Consider the following 12460-nt stretch of genomic DNA (forward strand, 5'->3'; position numbering starts at 1 on the left):
AAGGAGGTGCCACTATGAAACTCCATGAATTGAAGCCAACTCCAGGTTCGCGTCACGAACGCAACCGTGTCGGTCGCGGTATGGCGACTGGTAACGGTAAAACTTCTGGCCGTGGACATAAAGGTCAAAAAGCTCGTTCGGGCGGTGGCGTTCGTCCAGGATTCGAAGGTGGGCAAAACCCACTTTACCGTCGTCTTCCAAAACGCGGTTTCAACAACCCTACTCGTAAAGAGTATGCAGTTGTTTCCCTAGACACGCTTAACCGTTTCGAGGCAGGTACTGAAGTTACTCCAGAACTCTTAATTGAGACTGGTGTTGTCAGCTCTGCTAAAGACGGAATCAAAGTGCTTGCTAACGGCAAGCTTGAAACAAAATTGACTGTAAAAGCCAACAAATTCTCGGGTGCAGCGAAAGAAGCGATCGAAGCAGCTGGCGGTTCAGTTGAGGTGATCTGATGTTTCAGACGATCTCCAATATGTGGCGCGTGAAAGATATTCGACAGCGTATTCTCTTCACACTCGCAATCATCATCATTTTCCGCATCGGGGCCCATATCCCGGTGCCGATGGTGAATACGGATGTGTTGCGTTTTGACTCAGGTGGTCTTTTAGACTTCTTGAACTTGTTTGGAGGAAATGCTTTACAGAACTTCTCCCTGTTCGCAATGGGGATCATGCCGTACATCACGGCATCGATCGTTGTGCAGCTCTTACAAATGGACGTCGTTCCGAAGTTTGCCGAATGGGCAAAACAAGGCGAGTCTGGGCGTAAAAAGCTAGCGACGGTCACGCGCTATGGGACGATCATGTTAGGGTTTATCCAAGCGACGTCATTGTCGTTCGGGTTTAACCGCCTCTATCCAGGTCTCGTCAACGAGACGTGGGGCACGGCAACCTATTTCGTGATCGCGATCGTGCTGACTGCAGGTACGGCGTTCTTGATGTTCCTTGGTGAGATGACGACGGAGAAAGGTGTTGGGAATGGTATTTCCATCATTATCTTCGCCGGTATCGTCGCTGGGTTCCCAAGAATCTTTACGCAGATTTATGAAACGAAGCTCCAAAATGCTGGAGACGCGTTATTCATTAACATCGTTTACTTGGTTGTGCTATTGCTCGTCATTCTTGCAGTGACCATGGGGATCATTTATGTTCAACAGGCCGCTCGCAAAATTCCGATTCAATACGCAAAACGCACGGCGAACCGTACCCCTGTGGGCGGACAGTCAACGCATTTGCCAATCAAACTAAACGCTGCCGGTGTCATCCCGGTCATCTTCGCGATTTCCTTCATGGTGACACCACCAACTGTTGCAAGCTTCATTGCTTCTCCGGAAACGACGCAGAAGTTGCAGACTTACTTCGATACGACGTCTCCAATCGGAATGTCGATCTACGTAGCGCTCATCATCGCGTTCGCTTACTTCTATACATTCATTCAGGTAAACCCTGAACAGATGGCAGAAAACCTGCAGAAGCAAGGTGGCTATATTCCTGGGATTCGTCCTGGGGCGCAAACAGAACAGTACATCACGAAGTTGCTTTATCGATTGACTTTCTTCGGAGCGATTTTCTTATCGCTCGTAGCGATCATGCCGACAATCTTCATTAAGCTTGCCGGTCTCCCAACTTCGGTGCAAATCGGAGGAACGAGCTTGTTGATCGTCATCGGGGTAGCCCTCGAAACGATGAAACAAATCGAGAGTCAACTCGTAAAACGACACTACAAAGGCTTTATCCGTTAAAGCGGAAGGAAGGGTACACCCTTCCTTCCTGTCGTGTTTACGACGTGTTGTGAAAATCAAAACTGGAGGCTAACTGAGATGAATCTAGTACTCATGGGCTTACCGGGTGCAGGGAAAGGGACTCAAGCGGCTAAAATCGTTGAAGAGTACCAAATCCCACACATTTCGACAGGCGACATGTTTCGTGCGGCAATCAAAGGCGGAACGCCACTCGGCAAAGAAGCAAAATCGTTCATGGATAAAGGCGAACTCGTACCGGATGAGGTAACAATCGGAATCGTACGCGAACGCTTGAGTCAAGATGATACGAAAAACGGCTTCCTGCTCGATGGATTCCCGCGTACTGTTGCTCAAGCAGAGGCACTCGAAAGTTTGCTTAAAGATTTGGGAAAACAGATTGACCATGTCGTGAATATCGATGTGGATGCGGAAATTCTCGTCCCGCGTTTGACAGGTCGTTGGATCTGCCCGACGTGTGGTGCGACATATCACGTGATCTTCAACCCACCTAAAGTGGAAGGCATCTGTGATGTGGATGGGTCGGCTCTCATGCAACGTGAAGACGATAAAGAGGAAACGGTCCGCCGTCGCCTTGACGTCAACATCGAGCAATCGAAACCACTCATTGACTTTTACGCTGAAAAAGGGTATCTTCGTACATTGGATGGAGATCGTCCAATCGATGTCGTATACGCCGATGTCAAAGCGTTACTCGGTGGTACTGAATGATCATCACGAAGACGCCTCGTGAAATAGCGATTATGCGTGAGGCTGGGCAAATTGTTGCTCGAACACACCAGGTGCTCAAAGAGCACATCAAACCAGGTATTACGACGCTTGAGCTCGACCGGATCGCGGAAGAATACATTCGCAGCCAAGGTGCGACACCGTCGTTCAAAGGCTATAACGGGTTTACCGGTAGCGTTTGTGCTTCAGTGAACGAAGAGCTTGTTCATGGGATTCCCGGAAAACGGGTATTGAACGATGGGGATATCATCTCGATCGACATCGGTGCCTACTATAACGGATACCATGGAGATTCCGCTTGGACGTATCCAGTGGGAACAATCTCGGAAGAGACACAGCAGTTACTTGACGTGACTGAAGAAAGTCTGTATAAAGGATTGGAGCACGCTAAGGCTGGACAGCGTTTGACAGACATTTCGCATGCGATTCAAGCGTATGTGGAATCTCATGATTTCTCTGTCGTCCGCGAATACGTCGGTCATGGTGTCGGACAAAATTTGCATGAAGAACCGCAAATTCCGCACTATGGTCCACCGGGGAAAGGGCCGCGCCTGAAGACTGGAATGACGTTAGCCATTGAACCAATGGTCAACGCTGGTCAACGCTATGTTCGGACACTGGCTGACAACTGGACAGTTGTGACAGTGGACGGTAGCATGTGCGCCCACTTTGAGCACACCATCGCCATCACAGACGATGGATACGAGATTTTAACGAAACTCGATTCCGGTGAATGAGGCTCTATTGCTTCGTGCTGATCCGTTACGGATCCTTCTCTCACAGTACAATGCGATAGATCGTCTGTGCTCCTAAATATCTTCATATAGAAAGGGGAATAAATGATGGCGAAACAAGATGTCATTGAAGTGGAAGGCACTGTTGTCGAACCACTTCCAAACGCAATGTTTAAAGTGGAGTTAGAAAACGGCCACACGGTGCTCGCGCACGTCTCAGGGAAAATTCGGATGCACTACATTCGAATCCTTCCAGGTGACCGCGTAACTGTCGAGTTGTCTCCGTACGACTTGACTCGCGGGCGGATTACGTACCGTTACAAGTAACTCCGATTTTTCCAGGAGGAGGGTATAATCATGAAAGTAAGACCGTCGGTAAAACCGATCTGCGAAAAATGTAAAGTTATTCGTCGTAAGGGTAAAGTAATGGTAATTTGCGAAAACCCGAAACACAAACAAAAACAAGGTTAATCTAAGAGGAGGTGCACACATGGCACGTATTGCTGGTGTAGATATTCCACGCGAAAAACGTATCGTTATTTCGCTCACATACATCTTTGGTATTGGTAAAACAAGAGCACAAGAAATTTTGAAGGCTGCAAACGTATCTGAAGATTCACGCACACGTGATCTTACAGAAGACGAAATCAACCGTATCCGTGAAGCAATTGACGGAATTAAAGTTGAAGGTGACCTTCGCCGTGAAGTTTCACTCAACATTAAACGTTTGATCGAGATCGGCGCATATCGCGGTGTTCGTCACCGTCGTAGTCTCCCTGTTCGCGGACAAAACACGAAGAACAACTCGCGTACTCGTAAAGGCCCACGCCGTACAGTAGCGAACAAGAAGAAGTAAAGGAGGGAATTGAACAATGGCGAAACGTAAGCAAAATGTACGTTCAAAACGTAAAGTCAAAAAACATGTTGAAGTCGGTGTGGTACACATCCGCTCTACATTCAACAACACAATCATTACAATCACTGACACGCAAGGTAACGCGATCTCATGGGCTACTTCTGGTAACCTTGGATTTAAAGGATCACGTAAATCGACTCCGTTCGCAGCACAATTGGCTGCTGAAACTGCAGCGAAAGTTGCAATGGACAACGGTATGCGTACAGTAGAAGTTAACGTTAAAGGTCCTGGTGCTGGACGTGAAGCGGCTATCCGTGCCCTCCAAGCTACTGGTCTTGAAGTAACTGCAATCCGTGACGTAACACCAGTTCCGCACAACGGTTGCCGCCCTCCAAAACGTCGCCGCGTATAATCGCTTGTGCGTGTGAAGGGCTTACCTAGCACAAACAGCATATACAATGCAGCTCGCGCTGCATGGCAGGATACACTCAAGGAGGGGTTCAGATGATCGAGATTGAAAAACCAAAGATCGAAACGGTCGAAATCAGCGAGGATGCTACGTTTGGTAAATTCGTGGTGGAACCGCTTGAACGTGGATATGGCACTACTCTCGGCAACTCACTACGTCGAATTCTTTTGTCATCGCTCCCTGGTGCAGCGGTAACAGCGGTTCAAATCGATGGCGTTCTTCATGAGTTCTCTACGATTGACGGAGTCGTCGAAGACGTCACGCAAATCGTATTAAACCTCAAGAAGTTGGCTCTCAAAGTGTACTCGGACGAAGAGAAAACGCTTGAGATTAACGTTTCAAGTGCCGGTGCTGTCACTGCGGCAGACATTACCCATGATAGCGACGTTGAAATCTTGAATCCTGAGCTCCACATCGCGACTCTCGCTGACAACGCGACGCTTCGCATGCGTTTGACTGCTCGCCGTGGTCGTGGTTACGTCCAGGCAGAAGATAACAAACGTGATGATATGCCGATTGGCGTTATTCCAATCGATTCGATCTACACACCGATTCAACGCGTGAACTACGAAGTAGATAAAACACGTGTCGGTCAAGATGCTAGCTTCGATAAGCTTCTATTAGACGTGTGGACAGATGGTTCAATCCGTCCGGAAGAAGCGGTATCGCTCGGGGCGAAAATTTTGACAGAACACTTGAACATCTTTGTTGGCTTGACTGACGAGGCTCTCAATGCAGAAATTATGGTCGAGAAAGAAGAAGACCAAAAAGAAAAAGTACTCGAAATGACGATCGAAGAACTCGATCTCTCAGTTCGTTCGTACAACTGCTTGAAGCGCGCGGGCATCAACACTGTTCAAGAACTCGCAAACAAATCAGAGGAAGAGATGATGAAAGTTCGTAACCTCGGACGTAAATCACTCGAAGAAGTTCAACTCAAGTTGGACGAGCTCGGTTTGGGCTTGCGTAAAGAAGACTAAGTTCAACCGAAGGAGGGAAATGTAATGGCTTATTCGAAACTCGGCCGTACAAGCTCACAACGTAAGGCACTTTTACGTGATCTTGCAACTGACCTTATTATCAACGAGCGCATTCAAACAACTGAACAAAAAGCGAAGGAACTTCGCCCAGTCGTTGAAAAATTGATCACTCTTGGGAAACGTGGCGATCTTCATGCCCGTCGTCAAGTAGCTTCATTCGTTCGTAAAGAGAACGCTGGAGAAAAAGACGCAATCCAAAAATTGTTCGAAGACGTGGCACCACGCTACGCTGAACGTCAAGGTGGATACACACGCATCATGAAAGTCGGCCCACGCCGCGGTGACGGTGCAGAAGTCGTAATCATCGAACTCGTCTAATTCATTAGGCAGTCAACAGGGCATGCGGTGACGTATTGCCCTGTTTCCACATCGGAAAGGAGTCGGCAGATGGAATCTCAAATTATGGTACGCGATATCGTGTTTCGTTACCCGGGACAAACCGAGCCAGCCTTAAACGGGCTGTCACTCGACGTATACAAAGGGGAATGGCTCGCTATCGTTGGCCATAACGGTTCTGGCAAGTCGACTTTGACGAAGTTGTGGAATGGGCTTTTGCTTCCTCAAGAAGGAGAAGTCCGGGTTGAGACACTCGATCCAACGGACGCCACAGACGTGTGGGACGTTCGGAAACGGATCGGTGTCGTCTTCCAAAATCCTGACAACCAGTTTGTCGGGGCGACCGTGCGCGATGATGTGGCATTTTCTCTCGAAAACATGGGACTTCCACGTCAAGAAATGGTTCGTCGAATTGATGACAGTCTAGCGCGCGTTGGATTATCGGAACTAGCGGACCGTGAACCGCATCAGTTATCCGGTGGACAAAAGCAGCGCGTTGCGATTGCTTCGGCACTCGCAATGCGCCCGCATGTCCTCGTGCTCGATGAAGCTACCTCAATGCTCGACCCGATTGGGCGCAAAGAGGTGATTGAAACGGTACAACAGCTCGTCTCAGAAGGGATGACCGTTGTCGCCATTACCCACGAGCTCGACGAAGTGTTGTTTGCCGACCGTATCATTGCATTGTCAAAAGGCAAGATTGCGATGACCGGTACACCCGAAGACGTGTTTCAAAATCCGGAGGCGTTACGAGCCATTCAGCTCGACGTACCGTTTATTGTCCGGATGCAACTCGAACTGAAGGAACGGGGCATACCACTCGATCGTCTGATGCTACAACATTCGGAGTTGGTGAACCATCTATGCCGATTAGCATTGAAGAAGTGACTTACCAATATCAATTGAATACTCCGTTTGAACGAACCGCGCTGCGCGATGTGAATGTAATGATTCCGTCGGGGGCGCTTGTTGCGTTTCTTGGCCATACTGGGTCAGGCAAGTCAACGCTCGTTCAACATATGAACGGACTGCTGCGACCGACAAAAGGGCGTGTCGTCGTCGATGACATCGAAGTCCGTGCGATTACGAAGCGTCGCGACAAAAAGCAAAGCCTGCTACCGCTTCGGCGCCGCGTTGGGCTCGTCTTTCAATATCCGGAGCATCAACTATTTGAAGAGACGGTCGAACGCGACGTCATGTTTGGTCCACGAAACTTTGGGGCGTCTGAAGACGAAGCGAAAGAGCGGGCTCATGCTGCGTTGCGCCTCGTCGGCCTGGATGAAACGTTATGGGGCCGTTCCCCGTTCGATCTCTCGGGCGGACAGATGCGTCGCGTCGCCATTGCCGGCGTGCTCGCTAGTCGGCCTGATGTTCTCGTCGTAGATGAGCCGACGGCCGGACTCGACCCGCTCGGCCGTCGTGAGATGCTGGCGTTATTCAAACGGCTAAAACAAGAACTCGATTTGACGCTCATTCTCGTTTCGCACGATATGGACGACGTGTTAGCGTACGCAGAACGAGTCGTCGTCATGGAACGGGGCGAGGTCGCCTTTGATGGGAATCCATTTGACTTGTTCAAAGATGAGGCGCTTGTCAAAGGGCTCCAGCTTGAAATCCCACATGTGCTTCGCTTCGCGAGTGAGCTTGCCCCTGCGTTCGGTGTTGCGACACCGGCCTTACGGACCGAAGGCGAATTGGCGGACTGGATCGCGCTCGAATTGAGAAAGGGGAGAGCGACATGATCATCGGACAGTACATTCCCGGACATTCATGGCTCCATACACTTGATGCGCGAGCCAAGACGTTGTTCATCCTCGGCTTCATTCCCATCGTCTTTTTGGCTGATAACTTATGGACGAACGTGTTCTTGCTTGGCTTTACCTTGTTCGCCGTGAGACTGTCTCAATTGTCATGGCGGTATTTATGGAATGGATTGAAGATGATTTTATTCCTCATCATTTTTACACTGTTGTTGCAACTGTTCTTTAACCGGGACGGGACGGAGTTGATTGCATTCGGTCCGTTCGCGATTTATTCGGAAGGCGTCCGGATGGGCTTGATCGTCTCGCTCCGCTTCTTCTATCTCGTCATGTTGACGACACTCGTCACACTGACGACCACACCGATGGAACTGACCGATTCGATTGAAGCAGGGCTCCGCCCCCTCGAACGATTCCGAGTGCCTGCCCATGAGATCGCCCTCATGCTGTCGATCTCGCTCCGGTTCCTTCCGACCTTGGCTGACGAGACCGATCGCATCATGAAGGCTCAGCAGGCGCGAGGCGTCGATTTGAAGAGCGGTCCGCTCAAGGATCGCTTGAAGGCAGTCGTCCCGCTTATGATCCCATTGTTTGTGTCGGCGTTTAAACGTGCTGAGGACCTCGCTACGGCAATGGAGGCCCGCGGGTACCGTGGGGGTGAAGGACGGACGCGCTTGCGTGAGATGACGTGGCACCGTCGTGACACGGTGTTACTCATCATCTTCGTGGTCATCACACTCATCTTGATTGGATTGCGAGGGATAGGATGAAGCGAATTAAATTGACGATTGCGTATGATGGAACGAACTATGCCGGTTATCAGGTCCAACCGAACGGAAATACGGTTCAAGCCGAAGTAGAGGGTGTGCTGGCGCGGATGCATAGTCAGACCGTCAAAGTAGTGGCCTCGGGTCGTACGGACGCCCGTGTGCATGCTCGGGGGCAAGTGCTACACTTCGATACGCACCTCGCTATGCCAGCCGACCGGTTCGTCAAAGCGCTGAATGCAATGTTGCCCGATGATATTCTTGTCCGGTCCGCCGAAGAGGTCGATACGTCGTTTCACGCGCGTTACGGGGCAAAACGGAAAGAGTATCGCTATTTCTTCCGAAGCGACGCGGACCCGTTCCGGCGCCACCATGCTGTAACGGTCACGTACACGCTCGACTATGAGCGGATCCGACAGGCGCTACGCATGCTCGTCGGGACTCACGACTTCACCTCCTTTTCAGTGACGAAGGCTGAGGTAGAGGATCGTGTCCGCACAATCTATGAAGCGGAGCTCGTCGAAGCGGGCGATGAGATGTATATTCGTTTCGTCGGCTCGGGCTTTCTTTATAACCAAGTCCGTATTATGGTAGGGACGTTGTTAGAGGTCGGGCGTGGGAAATATGAGCCGGCAGACGTGAGCCGGATGCTCGCCTCAAAAGACCGGCGTAGCGCTGGGATTACAGCCCCACCGCACGGTCTATACTTGTGGAATGTGAATTATGAAAAAGTAGATTGACATTCCCCCTATAAAATCGTATTATATTCATTGGCATTTCATTTTCACATTGAGAGATGAACCACAATCTTAGCCCCGTAAACTAGGATTATGATAAAGCATCAAACAAGCACTAAAAAAATTAAGCAAACAGACATTTTAGGAGGTATTCCACATGCGCACGACATTCATGGCAAAAGCATCTGAAGTAGAACGCAAATGGCTCCTTATCGACGCAGAAGGCAAAACACTTGGTCGTTTGACTAGTGAAGTAGCATCACTTCTTCGCGGTAAGCACAAGCCGACTTTCACACCAAACGTTGATTGCGGAGACCACGTCATCATCATCAACGCTGAGAAAATCCACTTGACTGGTAACAAAATGAACGACAAGATTTACTACCGTCATTCAGGTCATCCAGGCGGTTTGAAATCACAAACTGCAAAAGAGCTTCTCGCAAAACGCCCAGAGCGTATGCTTGAACTCGCAATCAAAGGGATGCTTCCAAAAGGATCACTTGGTCGTCAATCATTCACTAAACTCCACGTTTACGCTGGAGCTGAGCACAACCACGCAGCACAAAAACCAGAAGTTTACGAACTTCGCGGTTAATCGGGACACAGGGAGGAACTAAACGATGGCAGATGTACGTTACTACGGAACAGGCCGCCGCAAACACTCGGTGGCTCGCGTTCACCTCGTTGCAGGTGACGGCAAAGTTGTTGTAAATGGCCGTGATATTTCAGAATACTTCGGACATGAGACTTTGATCATGATGGCAAAATCACCACTCGTATTGACTGAAACAGAAGGTAAATACGATGTAATCGTTAACGTTAACGGTGGTGGATTCACTGGACAAGCTGGAGCAATTCGCCACGGCGTATCGCGTGCGCTTCTTCAAGCGGACCCAGAATTCCGTCCAAGCCTCAAAGAAAAAGGCTTCTTGACTCGTGACGCTCGCATGAAAGAACGTAAAAAATACGGTCTTAAAGCTGCACGTCGCGCACCACAATTCTCGAAGCGTTAATCTTCGAACAATTTGGTTCAAACTCTCTGCCCATCGGGGTAGAGAGTTTTTTTGTTGCTCATGAAATTGTTGGTTTCCATTCCCTCAAGAAAACGCTTTTTTTGATATACTGTTAGCGAGACAGAAATTAGGGGGAAACCACATGCTTACAGTAGAACAAGTTCGTGAAGAATTGGCGGGGTTGATCGATCCAACAATCAACCGTACGCTTGGAGATACAGCTGGCGTGAAGGATATTCGCATTAAAGAAGATTATGTCAGTGTAAAAGTGGCACTCGGTCAAACCGGGAGCGGCGAGCAACTCCAACTTCAACAAGAGATTGTCACGTTGCTCAAAGGAAAAGGATTCAAGACGGTCGGTCTTCGCTTCGAGGCGCTCAATGACGAAAGTTTGAAAGAAGCGACGAAGCCTGCTATTCTCCGTGAAAATGCTGGCACGACATTCATTGCGATTGCTTCGGGCAAAGGTGGCGTCGGGAAATCGACAGTCTCGGTCAACTTGGCAGTCGCGCTAGCGCGGGCAGGGAAGAAGGTCGGATTGATTGATGCGGATATTTACGGCTTCAGTGTACCTGACATGCTCGGGATTGAAGAGCGGCCGGTCGTCCGTGGCGAGAAAATCATTCCTGTCGAGCGTTTCGGCGTGAAAGTGATTTCGATGGGCTTCTTTGTAGAAGATAACGCTCCAGTCATCTGGCGTGGACCAATGCTCGGGAAGATGCTTAATAACTTCTTCAACGATGTGGAGTGGGGCGACCTAGACTACTTGCTCCTCGATTTGCCACCAGGGACGGGTGATGTCGCCCTCGATATTCATTCGATGCTCCCGGCATGTCAAGAGTTGATCGTCACGACGCCACACGCAACAGCTGCTTTTGTCGCTGCGCGTGCTGGGGCAATGGCCATCAAGACAAACCACAAAGTGCTTGGTATCATCGAAAACATGGCGTATTTTGAAAGTAAAGTGACAGGGGAGAAAGAGTACGTCTTCGGCTATGGCGGCGGCGAAAAATTGTCTGAAGCGTTGAAAAGCAAATTGCTCGCGCAAATTCCGCTCGGTCAGCCGTATGAGAATGAAGAAGACTTTGCACCATCGGTTTACCGAGATGGGCATCCGTTTGAGAAGACATACGACGGACTAGCGCAAGCGGTCATTCAACAGATAGAAGGGTAATGGTTTATAGATGAAGGTACAAGGATTTTTAAGGTTATTTTGGACGACGCTCGTCTTCGGGACGTTGTTTGGGTTCGTTATGAACTTGCTGGCCAATCCTGGCTATTTAGTGAGTCAATCGTGGGAAGCAATCGTGACGGCACTCAGTTACTCGAGCACATGGACCGGGATTAGCATGATGGGCTTCTTCGCCTACTTGATTGTCCACCGGGTCGGATTGGATTTGTTCCGTGGCCCAAGACTATGGAATCGTGTACAAGTGCTGTTAATCGCCTTCGCGCTATTTGATGCGGTTTACCTTCGTATGCTCGCTTTTGGTAACGATCATATGTGGCGGTATATCGGGGAGATGGTCGTGTTAGTGATCGTTTCATGGATTATCGCAACGAGTAAGGCGAAACAGACGAACGCGAGTGCGTTCATCCCGACGCTCTTCTTGATGATCGTTATAACATTGATCGAATGGATTCCAGCCCTTCAGGCGACGGATGAGATTGCGCTCTTGTGGCCAGCGTTAGCGACGCTCGTATTTGCTAACGCGTATCAAGTATTGATGCTACATCGATTCCAAGCGCCTGCTCAAGCAGAGGATGCCAAACCATCGACGAAGAATCAGGCTAAAGCTAAATCTAAGAAACGGGTGTCTTCTAAATCGTCCTAACACCAATAGGAACGGAAGCACTCGATAGTTACACTCTTCAACAACGTAGCGTCGCCCTAGGTGGGAGGACGCTACGTTGTTTTTATGTGAGGAAAGTCGGTTTTCAACGTTGGAAAAAAGATTCCCGAAGAAAATAAAGTTTTTTTAGAAAAACAGTTGACGAAAATGCGGGGCGCTGATATATTAATAAACGTCGCTGCTGTTCAAATCTGAACAACAGAAAGCGGATGAAAAAAATAATAAAAAACGGTTGACTTTCAAAAGTCAAATCGCTATTATTAAAAAGTCGCTAACACGACAGACACTTGGTCTTTGAAAACTGAACGATGAGGCAAAAATGTTTTACAATTTTTGAATGAAGCGCAAGCTTCGTCATTTTTAAAGAGCTATATCAAATTCTTTGGAGAGTTTGATCCTGGCTC

General features: G+C 49.2%; 18 protein-coding genes. All 18 read left to right on the top strand.

Annotated elements, in window-relative coordinates; all coding sequences use genetic code 11:
* The first annotated feature begins 14 nt into the window (after positions 1 to 14).
* The 18 genes from rplO (at position 15) to KNP60_RS15015 (ending at position 12038) form a co-directional block, all read left to right on the top strand.
* Positions 15 to 455 carry a 50S ribosomal protein L15 gene (rplO, locus tag KNP60_RS14930; RefSeq protein WP_021066618.1) on the top strand — a complete coding sequence of 147 codons (441 nt, stop codon included), beginning with the start codon at positions 15 to 17 and terminating at the stop codon, positions 453 to 455.
* On the top strand, positions 455 to 1744 hold the full coding sequence (secY, locus tag KNP60_RS14935) for a preprotein translocase subunit SecY (protein WP_034781688.1): 1290 nt from the start codon (positions 455 to 457) through the stop codon (positions 1742 to 1744). Before rplO ends, secY begins: the two co-directional genes overlap by 1 nt.
* A gap of 78 nt (positions 1745 to 1822) precedes the next feature.
* Positions 1823 to 2473 carry an adenylate kinase gene (locus tag KNP60_RS14940; protein WP_029594431.1) on the top strand — a complete coding sequence of 217 codons (651 nt, stop codon included), beginning with the start codon at positions 1823 to 1825 and terminating at the stop codon, positions 2471 to 2473.
* Positions 2470 to 3228, top strand: a complete 759-nt coding sequence (gene map / locus KNP60_RS14945; protein WP_034781687.1) for a type I methionyl aminopeptidase — start codon at positions 2470 to 2472, stop codon at positions 3226 to 3228. Before KNP60_RS14940 ends, map begins: the two co-directional genes overlap by 4 nt.
* A gap of 105 nt (positions 3229 to 3333) precedes the next feature.
* Positions 3334 to 3552, top strand: coding sequence for a translation initiation factor IF-1 (infA, locus tag KNP60_RS14950; protein ID WP_021066622.1), 219 nt, complete (start codon positions 3334 to 3336; stop codon positions 3550 to 3552).
* 30 nt (positions 3553 to 3582) lie between these two features.
* On the top strand, positions 3583 to 3696 hold the full coding sequence (gene rpmJ / locus KNP60_RS14955; RefSeq protein WP_003156543.1) for a 50S ribosomal protein L36: 114 nt from the start codon (positions 3583 to 3585) through the stop codon (positions 3694 to 3696).
* 19 nt (positions 3697 to 3715) lie between these two features.
* Positions 3716 to 4081 (top strand): 30S ribosomal protein S13, encoded by a 366-nt coding sequence (gene rpsM / locus KNP60_RS14960; RefSeq protein WP_024372197.1) that lies wholly within the window; start codon positions 3716 to 3718, stop codon positions 4079 to 4081.
* 16 nt (positions 4082 to 4097) lie between these two features.
* Positions 4098 to 4493, top strand: a complete 396-nt coding sequence (rpsK, locus tag KNP60_RS14965) for a 30S ribosomal protein S11 (protein ID WP_021066624.1) — start codon at positions 4098 to 4100, stop codon at positions 4491 to 4493.
* A 92-nt stretch (positions 4494 to 4585) separates the two neighbouring features.
* On the top strand, positions 4586 to 5530 hold the full coding sequence (locus tag KNP60_RS14970) for a DNA-directed RNA polymerase subunit alpha (protein WP_021066625.1): 945 nt from the start codon (positions 4586 to 4588) through the stop codon (positions 5528 to 5530).
* A 24-nt stretch (positions 5531 to 5554) separates the two neighbouring features.
* Positions 5555 to 5908, top strand: a complete 354-nt coding sequence (gene rplQ, locus KNP60_RS14975; RefSeq protein ID WP_012727650.1) for a 50S ribosomal protein L17 — start codon at positions 5555 to 5557, stop codon at positions 5906 to 5908.
* A 69-nt stretch (positions 5909 to 5977) separates the two neighbouring features.
* On the top strand, positions 5978 to 6814 hold the full coding sequence (locus KNP60_RS14980; RefSeq protein ID WP_021066626.1) for an energy-coupling factor transporter ATPase: 837 nt from the start codon (positions 5978 to 5980) through the stop codon (positions 6812 to 6814).
* Positions 6790 to 7668: an energy-coupling factor transporter ATPase gene (locus tag KNP60_RS14985; RefSeq protein WP_034781683.1), complete on the top strand. Its 879-nt coding sequence runs from the start codon at positions 6790 to 6792 to the stop codon at positions 7666 to 7668. Before KNP60_RS14980 ends, KNP60_RS14985 begins: the two co-directional genes overlap by 25 nt.
* Positions 7665 to 8456 carry an energy-coupling factor transporter transmembrane component T family protein gene (locus KNP60_RS14990; protein ID WP_034781681.1) on the top strand — a complete coding sequence of 264 codons (792 nt, stop codon included), beginning with the start codon at positions 7665 to 7667 and terminating at the stop codon, positions 8454 to 8456. Before KNP60_RS14985 ends, KNP60_RS14990 begins: the two co-directional genes overlap by 4 nt.
* Positions 8453 to 9193, top strand: coding sequence for a tRNA pseudouridine(38-40) synthase TruA (gene truA / locus KNP60_RS14995; protein WP_214797793.1), 741 nt, complete (start codon positions 8453 to 8455; stop codon positions 9191 to 9193). The genes KNP60_RS14990 and truA overlap by 4 nt, the downstream gene beginning before the upstream one ends.
* Before the next feature lie 154 nt (positions 9194 to 9347).
* A complete protein-coding gene (gene rplM / locus KNP60_RS15000; protein ID WP_034781675.1) occupies positions 9348 to 9785 on the top strand; it encodes a 50S ribosomal protein L13 in 438 nt (145 codons plus the stop codon).
* A 25-nt stretch (positions 9786 to 9810) separates the two neighbouring features.
* Positions 9811 to 10203 (top strand): 30S ribosomal protein S9, encoded by a 393-nt coding sequence (gene rpsI, locus KNP60_RS15005; protein WP_021066631.1) that lies wholly within the window; start codon positions 9811 to 9813, stop codon positions 10201 to 10203.
* 142 nt (positions 10204 to 10345) lie between these two features.
* The gene (locus tag KNP60_RS15010; RefSeq protein ID WP_021066632.1) at positions 10346 to 11377 is read left to right on the top strand and encodes an Mrp/NBP35 family ATP-binding protein; all 1032 of its coding nucleotides are present in this window, start codon (positions 10346 to 10348) and stop codon (positions 11375 to 11377) included.
* A gap of 10 nt (positions 11378 to 11387) precedes the next feature.
* On the top strand, positions 11388 to 12038 hold the full coding sequence (locus KNP60_RS15015; protein ID WP_034781671.1) for a KinB-signaling pathway activation protein: 651 nt from the start codon (positions 11388 to 11390) through the stop codon (positions 12036 to 12038).
* The last annotated feature ends 422 nt before the right edge of the window (positions 12039 to 12460 follow it).

Source organism: Exiguobacterium sp. s5 (assembly GCF_018618075.1).
Classification (GTDB): Bacteria; Bacillota; Bacilli; order Exiguobacteriales; family Exiguobacteriaceae; genus Exiguobacterium; species Exiguobacterium mexicanum_A.

Excerpts from the sequence above, each read along its gene's own strand:
- KNP60_RS14990 (WP_034781681.1), top strand. The coding sequence starts at position 7,665 with ATGATCATCGGACAGTACATTCCCGGACATTCATGGCTCCATACACTT.
- KNP60_RS14940 (WP_029594431.1), top strand. The coding sequence starts at position 1,823 with ATGAATCTAGTACTCATGGGCTTACCGGGTGCAGGGAAAGGGACTCAA.
- rplO (WP_021066618.1), top strand. The coding sequence starts at position 15 with ATGAAACTCCATGAATTGAAGCCAACTCCAGGTTCGCGTCACGAACGC.
- secY (WP_034781688.1), top strand. The coding sequence starts at position 455 with ATGTTTCAGACGATCTCCAATATGTGGCGCGTGAAAGATATTCGACAG.
- rpsK (WP_021066624.1), top strand. The coding sequence starts at position 4,098 with ATGGCGAAACGTAAGCAAAATGTACGTTCAAAACGTAAAGTCAAAAAA.
- KNP60_RS14980 (WP_021066626.1), top strand. The coding sequence starts at position 5,978 with ATGGAATCTCAAATTATGGTACGCGATATCGTGTTTCGTTACCCGGGA.
- rplM (WP_034781675.1), top strand. The coding sequence starts at position 9,348 with ATGCGCACGACATTCATGGCAAAAGCATCTGAAGTAGAACGCAAATGG.
- KNP60_RS14970 (WP_021066625.1), top strand. The coding sequence starts at position 4,586 with ATGATCGAGATTGAAAAACCAAAGATCGAAACGGTCGAAATCAGCGAG.
- KNP60_RS15015 (WP_034781671.1), top strand. The coding sequence starts at position 11,388 with ATGAAGGTACAAGGATTTTTAAGGTTATTTTGGACGACGCTCGTCTTC.
- KNP60_RS15010 (WP_021066632.1), top strand. The coding sequence starts at position 10,346 with ATGCTTACAGTAGAACAAGTTCGTGAAGAATTGGCGGGGTTGATCGAT.
- truA (WP_214797793.1), top strand. The coding sequence starts at position 8,453 with ATGAAGCGAATTAAATTGACGATTGCGTATGATGGAACGAACTATGCC.
- map (WP_034781687.1), top strand. The coding sequence starts at position 2,470 with ATGATCATCACGAAGACGCCTCGTGAAATAGCGATTATGCGTGAGGCT.
- KNP60_RS14985 (WP_034781683.1), top strand. The coding sequence starts at position 6,790 with ATGCCGATTAGCATTGAAGAAGTGACTTACCAATATCAATTGAATACT.
- rplQ (WP_012727650.1), top strand. The coding sequence starts at position 5,555 with ATGGCTTATTCGAAACTCGGCCGTACAAGCTCACAACGTAAGGCACTT.
- rpsI (WP_021066631.1), top strand. The coding sequence starts at position 9,811 with ATGGCAGATGTACGTTACTACGGAACAGGCCGCCGCAAACACTCGGTG.
- infA (WP_021066622.1), top strand. The coding sequence starts at position 3,334 with ATGGCGAAACAAGATGTCATTGAAGTGGAAGGCACTGTTGTCGAACCA.
- rpsM (WP_024372197.1), top strand. The coding sequence starts at position 3,716 with ATGGCACGTATTGCTGGTGTAGATATTCCACGCGAAAAACGTATCGTT.
- rpmJ (WP_003156543.1), top strand. The coding sequence starts at position 3,583 with ATGAAAGTAAGACCGTCGGTAAAACCGATCTGCGAAAAATGTAAAGTT.